The organism is Candidatus Bathyarchaeota archaeon, assembly GCA_026014725.1.
Classification (GTDB): domain Archaea; phylum Thermoproteota; class Bathyarchaeia; order Bathyarchaeales; family Bathycorpusculaceae; genus Bathycorpusculum.
Genome location: JAOZHV010000008.1, coordinates 40,449 through 55,409, shown reverse-complemented (window position 1 = coordinate 55,409; position 14,961 = coordinate 40,449). Strand labels below are relative to the sequence as shown.

Here is a 14,961-nt window from a genome sequence, read left to right as displayed (position 1 = left end):
TCAATAGCTATTCCTATGATGACTCTATCAAATGCTAGCGCGCACACGCCTGCATGGAAAATCGTCTCATACGCTTATGTAACTGCTGCTCCGAATCCTGTAGGCGTCGGGCAGACAGTGTACGTTTACATGTGGGTTGACACGCCTTTATCAGGCGCGCTGGTAACTAACGACATTCGCCGACATGGATATACGTTGACTATTACCCAACCAGACGGGAAAAACGAAACTCAAACGTGGGCTGCTACACAAGATACCACTGGAGTACAATCATACTCGTTTACCCCTGACGCAGTAGGCGAATATATCCTCACCTTCAACTATCCTGGGCAAGTACATACTTGGAGCGGTGACTTCCAAAACGATACTTACCTTCCTGCCCAAGCAGTAACTAAACTCACTGTGCAAGACGAGCAAGTTCCCCCCACAACAGGCGGCGGCGCTCTTCCAACTGAATTCTGGTCAAGACCCATAGACGGTGGAAACAGCGACTGGTACACAATATCCTCCAACTGGCTTAACGGCCCCTACATCCGCAGCGGCGCTAGTGCTACTGGTGGTGCAGGTTACGGCAGGTATCAAAAAGACGGGTCAGCACCAGAAACAGCACACGTTATGTGGACTAAAGAGCTTCAGTTCGGAGGCGTTGTCGGCGGGACTTCAACTGGAAACATAGGTGAAGGATACTATACAGGCAGTTCATACAATACGCGGTTCTCTAACGCTATCATCATGCATGGAACCCTCTATTATCAAGAACCATACGGCAACTCGGGCGGCGGAGGAGCTTATATTGCAGTTGACCTGCAAACAGGCAAAGAGCTATGGCGCATCAATGCCTCAGCAACAGGCGTATCTCTTGTGCCCTCCTTCGGCTACTTATACTCCTTCCATGACGGTAACCAACATGGCGTTCTACCCAACGGTCTACTAATCGCAACAACCACATCCTATACAGGTCTCGGTACAGTTTGGAAAGCATATGACGCTCGAACAGGTGTATTGACAACAATGAACGTAACCAACATTCCCTCCGGTACAGCCACTGGCACCTTAGCCGCATCAATGTCAACTGGCGCATCAGCAGCAGGCCCAAGAGGCGAATATTTGATATACACTCTAGCAAACCTAGGAACTACAGCAAGTCCTAAATGGTATCTATCACAATGGAACTTCTCAAAAATACATCAACTAACAGCTGGACAAATAGGAGCAGGCAACTGGTATCCAGGAACATTCAATGCGACTGATTCTCGCATGTACGACTGGAACGTATCCTTGCCATCGCTTGCTGGAACAGGTTGGAGTATCTACAGAGATGTTCTGGTCGATGACCGATTACTCCTCGTCCAAGGAAGCTTAGGAACTGGACCAAGAACTCAAGGATATGGCGCAAACATAACAGCAATAAATCTTAACGCCAATTCAAGAGGAACCACTCTGTGGAGCAAATACTATGCACCAGCACCAAACAATGTGACACGAGTAATCGTAGCGGTTGATGCAATCGCAGGAACATTCGTCACTGAAGACAAAGAAACCCTAGAACTCAATGGCTTTAGTCTCCAAAATGGAAATCACCTATGGACTGCAGAAACACCTGTAGTGGAATGGGATACACTAAGACGAGATTCACTCAGTGCTTATGGTAATTTCTACGCTGCAGGATACGACGGCATACTCTACTGCTATGACGACGCAACGGGGAAACTTAAATGGTCATACGGAAATGGTGGAGAAGGTAACAGTACTTACGCAGGCTTAGACACAGTCTATGGTCACTACCCAATCTTCGTGGACGTCATTGCTGACGGTAAAGTTTACGTTGGAGTCACAGAACACTCGCCAGACCAACCGCTCTACAAAGGCGCAAAATACAGATGCATAAACGCAACCACAGGCGAAGAAATCTGGGCTCTCACAGGAATGGGCTCAGGCATGTATGTCGGCATGACGGACGTTATTGCAGACGGATACTTTGCTTACCTAAACATCTATGACATGCAAGTCTACTGCGTCGGCAAAGGTGCAAGCAAACTCACTGTAGAAGCACCGCCAGCGGCAGTAACTCAAGGTCAAAGCGTAGTAATCAGAGGAACCATCACTGACATCGCTGCAGGCACAACTCAAAAAGAGCAAGCGGCACGTTTCCCCAACGGTGTACCATGCGTTTCTGACAAGAGCCAAGGTGCATGGATGGAATACGTCTACATGCATAAGGAAAAACCAACAGACGCAACTGGCGTTGAAATTTCAATCGCTGTCATCGACGCAAACGGTAACTACCGCGTTATAGGAAATACCCTTAGCGACTCAAGCGGAACCTATGGCATCCAATGGACTCCCGACATCCCTGGTAAATACACGGTTATCGCAGCCTTCGCAGGTTCAAATTCATACTATGGCTCTTCTGCACAGACTTACTTTGCAGTAGACGAAGCAGCTGCTACCGCTACACCACAACCCATAGTGGAACAATCAATGGCTGACTTATACTTCCTACCAGCAATCGCAGGCTTATTCGTTGCAATAATAGTCATAGGGCTGTTGATCATCTTAATGCTCAGAAAACGACCATAAAGATGGTAAAAATGAAATCCATCATTCCTCCCTTTTTTAGTTCAAACAACACAAGCAAGTTGGGGCTGAGTAGGCTCTGGTTTATATTTCCACGGCTTGATTGCCCAATACGTCGTGGCTGTAACATTTTTCTATTCTCCTGAAAGTTTGGACCAGAGCCTCAGCAAACCCTAACCTTGCCTCCACAAGCATAAGGCAAGTTATATAAGCCAAAGATGAGCTAGCAATCATCTTGCAAATCAGCTTGTCGCTAATTATCCTAAAGGCTATAGAAAAAATCACAATTATTTCTAGGCTTCTTAACGGCACCCATTGCTTGTGGCAACTTCACAACAGCCAGCAACCCAAAACAACCCCACATACAAGAAAGCAACCCCTTGAACAATCCACTGATTGTTGTTGTGCTAAGCAACCTTTTTTCAACAACTATTATAAGAAAAAAAAACAAACATACCGAGCCACACACAAACCCTTTAACATTTATGTTCTAGCTCCCAACCTAATTGTTGATGAAGCCAATGATGCATGAAGAGCCGTCTGAATTGTGAAGAACTCTTAAAATGGGGAAACTGAGGCTTCAAAAAACCGAAAAAAAGCGAAAAAACAACAAAAGACCTAAATTGCACTTCCAATAAACAACAACCCCGCCCAAACCACCAAAAATTAGGCTTATTCTTAGGCTTTCAACTGTAATCTTTATCTAAAAGAATTAACGAATCATTTAAGGCTGGAGAACTCTGATGGCTGTCGACAAATTAGGCTCCTCACTATACAACGCAATAAAGAAGGTTTTCAAAGCCTCCGTCATAGACGAAGAAACAGTGAAGGAACTAGTCCGAGACATCCAGCGAGCACTACTCCAAGCAGACGTAAACGTACAACTAGTTCTAGAAATCTCAAAACGCATAGAAGAACGCGCCCTAAAAGAAAAAGTACCACCCGGCATCTCAAGACGCGAACACGTCATAAAAGTAGTCTACGAAGAATTAACCCGCTTCGTAGGTGACAAGCCTGTGCCACTCAAAATGGAGCCAGGCAAAAAGAAAATCATAATGCTCGTCGGAATCCAAGGCTCAGGAAAAACAACCCACGCCGCAAAACTGGCACGCTACTTCCAGAAACGAGGCTTAAAACCAGCCGTGATTTGCGCCGACACATATCGCCCAGGCGCCTTTGCCCAACTCCAACAGCTCGCCAACAGGATTAACATTCCAGTTTACGGTGACGTGAAAGCCAAAGACCCCGTAAAAGTCGTTAAGGAAGGGCTAAAACAATTCGCCGACAAGGACTTAATCATCGTTGACACGGCAGGCCGCCACAAAGAAGAAAAAGACCTGATCAAGGAAATGAAAGACCTTGAAAAACACATCAAACCTGACGAAGTCATAATGGTCATAGACGGCACCATCGGACAGCAAGCCCTAATTCAAGCTAAGACTTTCCATGAGGCAACCCCAATCGGTGCCATAATCGTCACAAAACTTGACGGCTCCTCAAGAGGGGGTGGCGCACTCTCCGCGGTTGCAGCTACAGGAGCACCAATCAAATTCATCGGTACAGGCGAAAAAATCGAAGATGTGGAACCGTTTGTTCCCTCACGTTTTGTCGGGCGCCTCTTAGGTATGGGCGACTTAGAAACACTTCTCGAAAAGGTGCATGATGCTGAAATCAAGGTCCCGCAGAAGAAAGCCAAGGAAATTCTCAGTGGCAAATTCACATTAACCGACATGTATGACCAGTTCAGCGCCGTCAAAAACATGGGTCCCTTTAGCAAAGTTCTCAAAATGTTGCCTGGGATGTCCTATGACCTGCCCGAAGACATGCTTAACACTGCAGAAGGGCGTTTAGACAAGTGGCGCGTGATTATCCAGTCAATGACACCGCAGGAAAGAGAGAACCCCAAAATTTTCAATGCTTCACGGGCAAGACGTGTCGCGCGCGGCTCAGGAACAACTGAAAAGGATGTCAAAGAACTCTTAAAGCAGTACGTTATGATGCGAAAAATGCTTAAAATGTTTAAGCGCAAGAAAAAGTTGCCTTTCGGGCTTGGCGGCAAAGGGCTGCCCGCAGGTTTCAAGTAGGCTCAAGTTATGAATGTTTTAGAAAAAGCCTACGAGTTGCTCAGCAAATATCCCCTGTGCGACCACTGCTTAGGCAGACAATTCGCTCTACTGGGCTACAGCATGGAGAACAATGTTCGAGGTCAAGCGCTTAAAGTCAGCTTAACCCTGCAAGCAAACGACCTTGTCGCAGAAAAGAACCTTGAAGGCGTAAAGCGGCTCAAAGTTTTGGCATCTAACGGTTTTTCAAGAGAAGCCCAAGAAACCCTAAAACACCTCAAAAAACGAGTGCTAAAAAAAGACTCAGAAAAACAGTGTGTTCTTTGTGATGGCAAATTTGAGCTTGTTCACAGTTTAGCAAAAAAAGCTCTGGGTATTATTGAGGGTTATGAGTTTACTACGTACCTTGTTGGGATTGAGTTGCCCACAGAGGTTGAGGAGCGGGAAGACGAGTTTAAGGCAACGAATAACATTGCTTATGGCGAGAGTATCAGGCATGAATTCGGACGGTTATTGGGCAAAGCACTTGGCAAGCTCACTGGCAAAGACGCTGATTACTTAAAACCCGACATTGTTGTAGTCTTTAACCCCTTCTCAGAGCAGATTCGCTTGCAGGTTAACCCTCTTTTTGTTGCTGGTAAATATCGTAAACTCGTGCGAGATATCCCTCAGTCGAAATGGTTCTGTTCAAGTTGCCGCGGTAGGGGTTGCAAGAAATGCGGTGGAACAGGCAAAATGTACCCTGAATCAGTGGAAGAATGGGTATCTAAACCGTTACTTGAAACTGCTCAAGGTGAAACCACTTTCTTTCATGCTTCAGGAAGAGAAGACATAGACGCTCGGATGCTTGGAAATGGGCGACCTTTTGTTATTGAGGTTTCAAAACCCAAGAAGCGATTTATAGATTTAAAGCAGATAGAAACGCTGGTTAATGCGGGTGCTGTTGGCACGGTTGAGGTTTCGGGTCTGCATTTTGCTACGAAGGACGTTGTTAGGCGCCTCAAAAGGGGTGAGGGGGCGCAGAAGGAGTATCAGTTATTGGCAGAGTTTGAGAAGGAAGTGTCAGATGAGGACTTACGCATGATAGAGGAAAAGCTTTCAGGTTCATGTATTAAACAGCAGACGCCTTTGCGTGTTATGCATCGAAGGGCGGATTTAATGCGAGAAAAGTACATATATAAGGTTAAAGTTAAGAAGGTGTCGCTTAAGAGAGCCTTACTGGAAATTCGTTGTCAAGGGGGGCTCTACGTTAAAGAATTGGTGTCTGGAGATGAAGGACGTACAGTACCTAACGTTTCGGATTTGCTTGGAAACCCAGCGAAGACGCTTAAGCTTGACGTTCTAAACGTAATAATGGATAATGGAAAAGGTGAAATTGGATGAAAGGTTCAAAAGGATATTACTCGGGAACGCGCAGTCTACTTAGGAAACCGACTCGTGCTAAGGGTAAACCACAGATTGGCAAGTTACTTCAAGATTATGCTTCTGGCTCTCAAGTGATTATAAAGATGGATTCTAGCGTGCAGAAGAGTATGCCCCACAAACGATTCCACGGTAAAATAGGCACCATAGTTGAAAAGCGTGGCCGCGGATACGTAGTCCGTGTTCCTCAAGGTGAGGCTGTTAAAGAGATAATCGTTCGTTCAGAGCATTTAGAGCCATATACGGGTAGTTGAGGTAAAAAGATGAGCAAGAGAGAAGTAAGCGAAAGTCGCTTGACTCTGCCGCAAGTCAAGAAGGTTCTGGACAGTATTGGAGAAGAAAACCTAGACCAGTTCCAGCGGCGCACACTTGACTATGTTAATAAGTTCTGTAAAGTTGACGTTGAAAAAGCTGAAGCGCTCTTGCAAACTCTAATAAAAGAATATGAACTTGACGAGGCTGAAGCGGTTCAGATTATCAACTGTATGCCTGAGACAGTGGACGAGTTGAGAGTATTCTTGGCAGGTGGCCGCAAAATAATCGAGACTACAAAATTGAAGGCTATTGTTGAGCTTTTGAATGAAAACAGGCTCTTGAAATAGCGGAAAACGGCTAAGTATTTTTAAGCACTAACCACTGAATAGAGTAGAGGACGCAGTGACTATAATGGAAAAGCGGTATGAAGAGTACGCTTACGTGTTAGATTTCTTACAGCACGGCAAGCCAGGATTCCGTCCCACGGGGCGGGCAGGTTACCGAGCGGGAGCTCTTATTCAGTGTGTTGGTGAAGAATTCTTTACGCTTTTGGAGGCTTTAGTTAAAGAAGGGTTAATTGTCAAGCCAGGAGACCGTGTGTACGTGGGAAAAGATTCACGTGAAGAGGTTACGTACATTATAGGACGTGTTGGTTACGAGGAGTTAACAGCGGCTGCGAAATCAGAGCTTCCTACTGTGATTAACCGTATAGTGCTTAATCGGGAACAGTGGTTTGTCAACTTCTTCAATACGGCGCGGGCGATTACTCCGCGGATGCATGCATTGGAACTTGTGCCCGGTATTGGTAAGAAGTACATGTGGCAAGTCATTAACGAGCGTACTCGGAAACCGTTTGAGAGTTTCGATGATTTGCAAAAGCGCACTGAGTTGCCGAACCCTGCAAAGTTGATTACGAAGCGGGTTATGGAAGAACTTGAGGGCGACAGCAAGTACCGATTGTTCACGCGGGCGCAGTAAGGCATAAGCGATGAGCCTTGAGGAAACGAAGCGACTACTTCGAACTTACCGAATCGCCCCGAACAAGGTTTTGGGGCAGAATTTCATGGTTGAGTCGTCTCTTTATCCGAAACTGTGCAGTTATGCTTCACTTGATGCTTCTGATGTGGTGTTGGATGCTGGTGCAGGCTTTGGTTTTCTGACACTTTTTTTGGCTGATAAGTGTAAGAGCGTTATAGCTGTTGAAAAAGACCGTCAAGTGGCAAACGTTCTTCGACAGCAAGTTCAAGCGATAAATAATGTAGTGGTGATTGAGGGAGACGTGTTAAAGGCTGAACTTCCGCAATTCAACAAAGCAATCTCCATTCCTCCCTACTATTTGTCTTCAAATTTGGTAACTTGGCTTTTTGACCGCAAAATTGATTGTGCAGTGTTGATTTTGCAAAAAGAATTCGTTAGCCGCCTTGTTGCGCGTGTAAGTAGTGAGGACTACGGTTGGCTAACCGTTGTGACTTCGCACGCGGCAGAAGCTGAGGTTTTAGATGAAGTGCCTGCACCGATGTTTTATCCTCAGCCAGAAGTAGATTCTGTAATTTTGCGATTAAAACCTTGGAGCAAAAAACCGTTTGAAATCAAGGATGGAGTGTTTTTTAGACAAATGGTTAAGTGGCTTTTTACTCAACGCAATAAAAAGTTGGGCAAGGCACTTGCGCCGTTTCTTAGAACTACGCTGAAGTTAAGCAAGCAGGAAGCGGAAAAGCGAGCTTTTGAGTTTTCTTTTCGTGATATGCGGGTTAGAGAACTCTCTGCGAAACAGTTTGGAGCAATAGCAAATGCCCTCGAAAACGATTAAGAGAGTGTATTTTTGCAGTCACCCGTTTGATATTTTCGAAAACGTGTATGAGCCAGCGGAAGACTCTTTTCTTTTCGCTGAAAACCTTGATGTCGCAGATGGCGCTGAAGTGCTGGATATGGGCGTTGGTTGCGGGCTTCTCGCCGTAGTGGCAGCTCAGAAAGCCCGTGCGGTCCTTGCGGTTGACATTAACCCTTATGCCATCTGTTGTGCAAAGGCTAACTCAGCTCTCAACAATGTACGTGGTAAAATAGCTTTTCTGCAAGCAGACCTATTTTCTGCATTAAGCAATAACGCCCGTTTCGATTTAATCTTGTTTAATGCACCTTACCTTCCATCAGAAGAAAGTGAAGAGGCTTCTTGGCTTGGTCGTAGTTGGGCAGGAGGCGCAAGTGGGCGGAAAGTAATTGACAGTTTTATCTCACAAACCCCTGTTCATCTAAGGGCTGGTGGTCGTGTTCTTTTGATGCAGTCTACTCTTGCAGGCGTTAAAGAAACCCTTCTCAAATTTGAAGAGCATACTCTCAAAGCCGCTGTCAAGGTAGAGTGTTCTTTGCCTTTCTTTGAGACCTTAACGCTGATAGAAGCCATGCTTTATTGAATTGCAAAAAGTTTTGCCCTTTTGCCTGTGTGAAAAGCAAATAAAGGTAACGTTGCATTGTTAATGTTGTGATTTAGATGACTATACGGTTTTATGTCAAAACAAAAGACGAGCCCAAGGCTGTAGGCGACCTTATTTGTAGTTTTAGTTTTGTTCAAGGGATTCATCCTGAGGATAAGTATTCTTGGATAATGCAGAAAGGAAAAGGCGATTACTGGGAAATCAGAGGCAAATACGCTCCCCTAAAAGACCTAAGCGTTGTAGGGCTCGTTTACAGAGCAGGAGACAGTGTCGTCTTATCAGACATTGATGATTCTTTGGCTCCAGTTTTTGTTGACCCGCTGATAGAAAAGTACGGGTTTGATAATGTCAAATGGATTGTTATTCCACTGATTAAATAACTGGATAAGATAACAGCACCTAACCCCCTATAGGTTTTTACATAGAACCACTAATAGGATACAAATATACCCCTGTGCCGTAGGTAAAGGCAAAGAAAAGGAAAGTAGGTTGGCGGTTTAGTCTTCTCTCCACTTAAACAGTTTAACAGCCAAAGCAAATATGATGATTGTTGTTACTGCGATTACCGCAAGGTCAATTAATGCGCCGTTGTAGTTTTGGTAAACCATGACGTTGTTTAAGCCTTCCACCACATAGAAGAGGGGTAACACGTGGGCAAACGTTTGCAGGTACTCTGGCATGAACGCTATGGGGAAGAATGTGCCTGAAAGGAACATCATTGGGAAAGTGACAACGTTTCCGATGACGCCTGCTGTTTCAGGGTTTTTGGTTACTGTTCCAATGAGCATGCCAAGAGAAGAGAACAGCATAGGTCCAAGAATTAGGAAGGGTATTAGCCAAACTGTCAAGGTTATGTTTGCGCCGAATAAAAGGATGCCTACTGCTGCCATAAGTAGGAAAGAGGCTGAGGATAGGACGATGTACCACATTATCTTTGAGACCAACCACTCCATTTTTGTTAACGGCGTCAATGATAACTGCTTGAAAAGTTTGTTTTTCTTGTAGGTTGAAGATATTTCTGTGAGGGAAAACATCGGGTTAACTAGTATAGCAAAACCGATTAGACCTGGTACTAGGAAGTCTATGTAACTTTCTTGCGCGCCTATGTTCTTCTGATTTATTGATATTATTGTGCTACCGTTGTATGCGCCGAGGTTGAATTGGTTGTTTATGGCACGGAGTATACTAAGGACTGTGCCGCCTGTGCTTCCTGAGGGGTTAGTGTATACTGTGATGTTTACGGGTTGATGCATAACGTAAGCTTCTGTAAAGTTTTCGGGGATAATCAAACCATTTTCAATGGAGTTTTTAGCCATGTACTCTGTGAAGTTCAAAGAGTTTTCGACTGTTATTACTTTCAGTGTCTCCGTCTTGTTGATAGCGTTAAGATATTCTGTTGAGAAGTTTAGCGCCACCATCGGAAGCTCTAGACCAGTATCTTTATTCTGTGCATACACTGTTATTGTGCCAGAGCCGCCTCCTGAAAAGATTGCTCCGAAAATCAGAATAAGTATAACTGGAAAGATTAAACCGAAGAACAATCCAAATTTGTTTCTAATGTATCCGCGACTGTATACTTTGAAGTCTGCAAAGATTCTTTTTCCACTAACCATTTTAGAACAACCCCTTTTTGCGTGGTTTTTCTTCTACTGCAACTTCGCCTTGCTCGCCTACTGGTTCGCTGACAAGCTTAACGAACACGTCATCTAAGCTGTCTTGGAGTGTTTGGATGTGCCCCCAGTCAATTCCTGACTGCTCAGCGGCGGCCAACGCGGCGAGTGCATCGATTTTCTGCTTTAGCGGTATTACAATTTCGCCTCTTTGCTTGTTGTAGTTAACTTGCAATTCAGTGTTTGCTCTGATGTAGTCTGCCAGTTTTTCGCTTCCATGAATCTCTAACCGTTCGCCTGAACCATGTTTTCGAATAATTTCTTCAGCAGTTCCTGCAGCAACAATTTTTCCATGATCCATGATTGCCACTCGGTCCGAGAGTTGCTGTGCTTCGTCAAGGTAATGGGTAGTTAAAATTATGGTTTTGCCTTTAGCCTTTAAGCCGCGTATGACTTCCCATATGGCGCGTCTAGCGTTTGGGTCTAATCCTGTTGTGGGTTCATCAAGGAATAGGAGTTCCGGGGAGTTAACAAGTGAGAGGGCAAGTCCTGTTTTTCGTTTCTGCCCGCCTGATAGTTCTTCAAAGTATGTTTTGGCTGATTCTTCGAGCAAAACATCTTTTAAAATATCGTCAGGGTTAACTTTAACGTTGAATAAGGCAGCGTAATAAATTATGGCTTCCCGCGGAGTCGTTTTTTCAATGAACGTGAACTCTTGAGGGATAACTCCGATTTTGTTGTGCAGTTCATATCCTTTCTTCCAAGGGTCAAGTCCCAGAACTTTTACTGTGCCCGCATCCTTGGCGCGTAAGCCCTCAAGAATTTCGATGGTTGTGGTTTTGCCTGCGCCGTTTGGACCCAAAAGACTGAAAACTTCTCCTTGGTTAACTGTGAAGGAGATGCCGTCTACTGCTTTAATATCTCCATAGTATTTTTTTAGGTCTGAGACTTCAATTGGATACACGTTTTGCTGACTCCTGTAGGATTTTTACAATTCTGCTTTTCTTTAGGTATTGTAGGGTAGAGATAAGAGTTTCGGCAGTTTCACTTGAAAGAGAGAAACTACTGCATAAAATTATGAATTAATCGTTTGTTTCTTTAGAATCTTCTTCAAAGAATCTTTGTTAATTTGATTAAAAATAAACTGTACTAGCTCTTCAGGTGAAATGTACCGTGGACCACGTTCATGAAAAACCTGAATCTCAAACAATTCCTTACCAAAAATAGTCCGCAACAAGTAATAGTCAAATTTTAAGGCTTGCCTCTTCTCACCAGTGCCTTTATAATACCGTATCGCGCAGAAAAAATCTAAAGTGTCTAAACGTGCGCTCGCAAGCAAATCAAGGGCTCTTTTTGCTTCCTCTTGGTCTATGTAATTGAAGTCGTCATCTTCAGCCAAGCCGAACTCAAAAATCACTTTGCCATCAGGCACCGTGGGAATGGACACTTCTTCAAAGCTGTACTCCTTCCTGTTGATCTCATTAACAATTTCAATTAATTTTTCTTGAAGTTTTTTGCTTGAATAGGTTGAGTTAAAACTTTCGACGCTGTGAAAATTTGAAGGAAAGTTATTGTAATGTCCAATTGTCAAGGGGTTGTGTTCAAGCCTTCATTTTCTTAATCTTGTCTAAACTGTTTAGTAACTCGGAAAGCGCCAAGGCAAGCTTCTGCAGTTCATCTACATCTTGAGTTTTTTCAATCCTGCCCTCTATGTCTTGTATTTTCGCTAAAAGGGTCGCCTCAAGCTTATCATAAGCGGCGCTAGCTTTGTTGCCCGTCGTCAGCTGTTTGGGCGGTTCTTGTCCTTCTTTGACGATTATGACCTTTTTTTCATCCTTTGCGCACCACAACGTGCCGTCTTTTAGCCTGAAAAGTGGAGACGAGCATGCTGGACAGGAAAGGTCGGTTAAGGTGGCGCCTTCCCGTAGCAAGCTTGCCATGCGTTTTAGTGGCGTGTCTTCCGTGTTACCTTGCAATTTAGAACCCCAAAGTAAATAGGTCTCAATCCTTATATAATTTGATTACTTTACTGCCAGAGATAGGTGTTGATTCATGGTTCGTAAGAAAAAAGCTGAAGAATATGAAGCAAAAATTAAACAAGCGTTAGTTGTGCTTGGCGAAGTCAGCGAAGATAGTACAACGCCGCGAAATATTAGGCGTTCAGCTAAAGACGCTATGAATGCGTTGCAGAGCCCTGAATACACGCCTGCGGTGAGAGCTTCAAACGCTGTCTCGCTTTTGGATGAAATTTTGCAAGACCCCAACATGCCACCTTACACACGAGTTAAACTCTGGAACGTTATGAGCTTCATAGAAGCCATAAAAGATTAACTGGGAGCATATAAGACTACTTTCGCTTCCTGAAGACTCTTGCTCCATCTATTTCTGCAATATATTCAAAGCCAACTTCGAACTTTAGCGTTGAGTTTTAGTTTATTCAACACCTTATATCAAATATGTTTTTAATTTGGAAATAACGATTGATAATGTGTGGTTGGTAAACTGACAATAATAAATTCTGTTGTTTGCCCTTATTGCGGGTGCTTATGCGATGATATCGAGTTAACCGTGGCGGATGGCAAAATCCAGAAGATGAAAAATGGGTGTTTTTTGAGTAACGCCAAATTTATGAATTTCAATAATAAACACAGAATTGAAAAGCCGCTAATAAGAAAGAACGGTAAATTAACCGAAGCCTCATTAGAAGAAGCTATTCAAAAGTCTGCGAGAATCCTTGCTAAAGCAACATACCCTTTATTGTACGGGTGGAGTAGTACAAGTTGCGAAGCTCAGAGGGTTGGAGTAGAGTTAGCAGAGCAAGTAGGCGGTGTATTCGACAATACTTCAAGCGTTTGTCATGGACCATCCGTGTTAGCTATGCAGGAGGTAGGCTTGCCTTCTTGTACCTTAGGGCAGGTTAGGCACCGGGCTGACCTTATTCTGTATTGGGGATGCGATCCCTTAAGTTCCCACCCAAGGCACCTGCAGAGATATACAGTCTTTACGGAACGAACATTTGAAAATAAAGCAAAGAAACCTGTAAATGAAAAAGTCATAAAAGACAACAAAGAAAAAAATTCAGGTAATTCTCAGCCTCAAGCTGAAAAAAACAGCTCAGCCTCAACTTGTTTGTTAGACTTAGAAGAGAAGCCCCGCAAGCTTGTTGTAATAGATGTTCGGAAAACTTCAACTGCGGCGATTGCTGATTTGTTTCTTCAAATTGAGCCTAACAAAGACTTTGAGGTTATTCAAGCCCTGCGTATGTTAATTAAAGACCAAGAAATTGAGATTGCCAATATTGGGGGTGTTTCTTTAAATTGTCTACGTGAAATTGCTGATGCTTTAGTAAACTGTGCCTTCGGTGTGATTTTCTACGGAATGGGTTTAGCCCAGAGCGAGGGAAAATACCGAAATATCGAGGCTGCCATTAGTTTAGTTCGTGACCTAAATGCCCGAACGAAATTTTCAATCATGCCCATGAAGGGGCATTTTAACGTTACTGGAGCAGATATTGTATCTGCAGGGCAAACTGGCTATCCATTCGGTGTTGATTTTTCCCTTGGCTACCCCCGATACAATCCTGGAGAAACCACCGCAGTTGAGATTCTTCTACGTCATGAGTCTGATGCCTTTTTAGCTGTTGCATCAGACCCAATTGCCGGTTTTCCAAAGCGTGCTGTTGAGCATCTCGTTAAGAACCCACTCATTGTTATTGACCCCCACCTAAATGCTACATCACTGATGGCAGATGTCGTTTTTCCATGTGCTATTGCAGGTATAGAAACCGAAGGCTCGGCATACCGTATGGATCAAGTGCCTCTTCCTCTCAAAAGAGTTGTCCAACCCCCAAATGCCCTTTTAAGTGATAAAGAAATTTTGAGCAGAATCCTTGCAGAGGTTAAATTAATTAAATCCCGAAAAAATCAACCCTAAACGCGTACACTACTCGTGACGCAAAAAATAATTTTTGAGTTTTTAATGCCTTGCTTGTTTAGCTACCTTTTTTATTTCTTTGTATGAGCGGGCGCAGTGCATGCAACAGAACGCCATTTCTTTGCCATCAATGGCTTCTCGGTAGGCGCCTTCATAGACTTTGCAGCCGCAGTGGGCACACACGTCCAAACTTGGCGTGATAGCGATGGATACAAGTTCAGCAAAACGCTTGAACAACGTCGTGCAGAGTTCCCTGCCCTCGTAGGTTAACTCAAAAATTTTGCGTTCTTTCTCGCCCACTGGCTTGATGGTGTGTTTGACTGAGCCTTTTTCTTCTAGTTGTTGCAGGAAGGGGTAGACTAGGCTCGGGCTGATTTCTTTTTTGACTCTTTTTTTGAATTGGCTGATTATGCTGTAGCCGTGGGCGGGTCCTTCGTAGAGTATTGTGAGTATGTAGAAGCGACTGAAGTCGCTGATTAACTCGTCTATGTTTTCAGTCTGGTTGTTTTTGGGCATTTTGTTCCTTGTTTAATGGCTGAGTTTTAGGTATTAAATGTTTATTAGATATATCTCAAAAATACACATATGATGCTGGGACCAGTCATGAACATCCGCCATTATAAATGCCTGCCTGAAAAAACAGAAAACTGCTGCACAAAGACTAAGAGG

The 14,961-nt window shown here is 44.0% G+C and carries 16 protein-coding genes; 11 read left to right on the top strand and 5 right to left on the bottom strand.

All coding sequences use genetic code 11. The annotated features are described in order from the left end of the window. Positions 1 to 15 precede the first annotated feature (15 nt). The 9 genes from NWE95_01035 (at position 16) to NWE95_00995 (ending at position 9,129) form a co-directional block, all read left to right on the top strand. Positions 16 to 2,580 (top strand): PQQ-binding-like beta-propeller repeat protein, encoded by a 2,565-nt coding sequence (locus NWE95_01035; GenBank protein MCW4002486.1) that lies wholly within the window; start codon positions 16 to 18, stop codon positions 2,578 to 2,580. Between the two features lie 740 nt (positions 2,581 to 3,320). Beyond that, positions 3,321 to 4,661: a signal recognition particle protein Srp54 gene (locus NWE95_01030; protein ID MCW4002485.1), complete on the top strand. Its 1,341-nt coding sequence runs from the start codon at positions 3,321 to 3,323 to the stop codon at positions 4,659 to 4,661. A gap of 9 nt (positions 4,662 to 4,670) precedes the next feature. Further along, positions 4,671 to 6,023 carry a tRNA pseudouridine(54/55) synthase Pus10 gene (locus NWE95_01025; GenBank protein MCW4002484.1) on the top strand — a complete coding sequence of 451 codons (1,353 nt, stop codon included), beginning with the start codon at positions 4,671 to 4,673 and terminating at the stop codon, positions 6,021 to 6,023. Beyond that, positions 6,020 to 6,316, top strand: coding sequence for a 50S ribosomal protein L21e (locus tag NWE95_01020; GenBank protein ID MCW4002483.1), 297 nt, complete (start codon positions 6,020 to 6,022; stop codon positions 6,314 to 6,316). The genes NWE95_01025 and NWE95_01020 overlap by 4 nt, the downstream gene beginning before the upstream one ends. A 9-nt stretch (positions 6,317 to 6,325) precedes the next feature. Next, positions 6,326 to 6,664, top strand: a complete 339-nt coding sequence (locus tag NWE95_01015) for an RNA polymerase Rpb4 (protein ID MCW4002482.1) — start codon at positions 6,326 to 6,328, stop codon at positions 6,662 to 6,664. A gap of 64 nt (positions 6,665 to 6,728) precedes the next feature. Next, entirely contained in the window at positions 6,729 to 7,295 is a 567-nt protein-coding gene (locus tag NWE95_01010) for a DUF655 domain-containing protein (protein ID MCW4002481.1), read from the top strand. 10 nt (positions 7,296 to 7,305) lie between these two features. Beyond that, the gene (rsmA, locus tag NWE95_01005; protein MCW4002480.1) at positions 7,306 to 8,127 is read left to right on the top strand and encodes a 16S rRNA (adenine(1518)-N(6)/adenine(1519)-N(6))-dimethyltransferase RsmA; all 822 of its coding nucleotides are present in this window, start codon (positions 7,306 to 7,308) and stop codon (positions 8,125 to 8,127) included. Then, entirely contained in the window at positions 8,108 to 8,728 is a 621-nt protein-coding gene (locus NWE95_01000) for a class I SAM-dependent methyltransferase (protein MCW4002479.1), read from the top strand. Before rsmA ends, NWE95_01000 begins: the two co-directional genes overlap by 20 nt. A gap of 77 nt (positions 8,729 to 8,805) precedes the next feature. After that, entirely contained in the window at positions 8,806 to 9,129 is a 324-nt protein-coding gene (locus NWE95_00995) for a hypothetical protein (protein MCW4002478.1), read from the top strand. Positions 9,130 to 9,246: 117 nt separating this feature from the next. Here the strand turns inward: NWE95_00995 and NWE95_00990 are convergent, their stop codons facing one another. The 4 genes from NWE95_00990 to NWE95_00975 all read right to left on the bottom strand — a co-directional run bounded on the left by NWE95_00990 (position 9,247) and on the right by NWE95_00975 (position 12,335). Further along, a complete protein-coding gene (locus NWE95_00990; protein MCW4002477.1) occupies positions 9,247 to 10,362 on the bottom strand; it encodes an ABC transporter permease in 1,116 nt (371 codons plus the stop codon). Position 10,363: 1 nt separating this feature from the next. Then, positions 10,364 to 11,323, bottom strand: a complete 960-nt coding sequence (locus NWE95_00985) for an ABC transporter ATP-binding protein (protein MCW4002476.1) — start codon at positions 11,321 to 11,323, stop codon at positions 10,364 to 10,366. 111 nt (positions 11,324 to 11,434) lie between these two features. After that, entirely contained in the window at positions 11,435 to 11,806 is a 372-nt protein-coding gene (locus tag NWE95_00980; GenBank protein ID MCW4002475.1) for a hypothetical protein, read from the bottom strand. 154 nt (positions 11,807 to 11,960) lie between these two features. After that, positions 11,961 to 12,335 carry a hypothetical protein gene (locus NWE95_00975; protein MCW4002474.1) on the bottom strand — a complete coding sequence of 125 codons (375 nt, stop codon included), beginning with the start codon at positions 12,333 to 12,335 and terminating at the stop codon, positions 11,961 to 11,963. Between the two features lie 76 nt (positions 12,336 to 12,411). On the opposite strand from NWE95_00975, the gene NWE95_00970 reads away from it, so the two are divergent. Continuing rightward, a complete protein-coding gene (locus tag NWE95_00970) occupies positions 12,412 to 12,690 on the top strand; it encodes a UPF0147 family protein (GenBank protein MCW4002473.1) in 279 nt (92 codons plus the stop codon). Between the two features lie 279 nt (positions 12,691 to 12,969). Further along, complete coding sequence (locus NWE95_00965) at positions 12,970 to 14,292, top strand: formylmethanofuran dehydrogenase subunit B (GenBank protein ID MCW4002472.1); 1,323 nt, start codon at positions 12,970 to 12,972, stop codon at positions 14,290 to 14,292. Positions 14,293 to 14,334: 42 nt separating this feature from the next. On the opposite strand, the gene NWE95_00960 is transcribed toward NWE95_00965, so the two are convergent. Beyond that, positions 14,335 to 14,808: a helix-turn-helix transcriptional regulator gene (locus tag NWE95_00960; GenBank protein ID MCW4002471.1), complete on the bottom strand. Its 474-nt coding sequence runs from the start codon at positions 14,806 to 14,808 to the stop codon at positions 14,335 to 14,337. Positions 14,809 to 14,961: the final 153 nt, after the last annotated feature.

What these genes read in the sequence shown, in the direction of transcription:
- NWE95_01035 (MCW4002486.1), top strand. Translation starts at nt 16, where the DNA reads ATGATGACTCTATCAAATGCTAGCGCGCACACGCCTGCATGGAAAATC.
- NWE95_01030 (MCW4002485.1), top strand. Translation starts at nt 3,321, where the DNA reads ATGGCTGTCGACAAATTAGGCTCCTCACTATACAACGCAATAAAGAAG.
- NWE95_01025 (MCW4002484.1), top strand. Translation starts at nt 4,671, where the DNA reads ATGAATGTTTTAGAAAAAGCCTACGAGTTGCTCAGCAAATATCCCCTG.
- NWE95_01020 (MCW4002483.1), top strand. Translation starts at nt 6,020, where the DNA reads ATGAAAGGTTCAAAAGGATATTACTCGGGAACGCGCAGTCTACTTAGG.
- NWE95_01015 (MCW4002482.1), top strand. Translation starts at nt 6,326, where the DNA reads ATGAGCAAGAGAGAAGTAAGCGAAAGTCGCTTGACTCTGCCGCAAGTC.
- NWE95_01010 (MCW4002481.1), top strand. Translation starts at nt 6,729, where the DNA reads ATGGAAAAGCGGTATGAAGAGTACGCTTACGTGTTAGATTTCTTACAG.
- rsmA (MCW4002480.1), top strand. Translation starts at nt 7,306, where the DNA reads ATGAGCCTTGAGGAAACGAAGCGACTACTTCGAACTTACCGAATCGCC.
- NWE95_01000 (MCW4002479.1), top strand. Translation starts at nt 8,108, where the DNA reads ATGCCCTCGAAAACGATTAAGAGAGTGTATTTTTGCAGTCACCCGTTT.
- NWE95_00995 (MCW4002478.1), top strand. Translation starts at nt 8,806, where the DNA reads ATGACTATACGGTTTTATGTCAAAACAAAAGACGAGCCCAAGGCTGTA.
- NWE95_00990 (MCW4002477.1), bottom strand. Translation starts at nt 10,362, where the DNA reads ATGGTTAGTGGAAAAAGAATCTTTGCAGACTTCAAAGTATACAGTCGC.
- NWE95_00970 (MCW4002473.1), top strand. Translation starts at nt 12,412, where the DNA reads ATGGTTCGTAAGAAAAAAGCTGAAGAATATGAAGCAAAAATTAAACAA.
- NWE95_00960 (MCW4002471.1), bottom strand. Translation starts at nt 14,808, where the DNA reads ATGCCCAAAAACAACCAGACTGAAAACATAGACGAGTTAATCAGCGAC.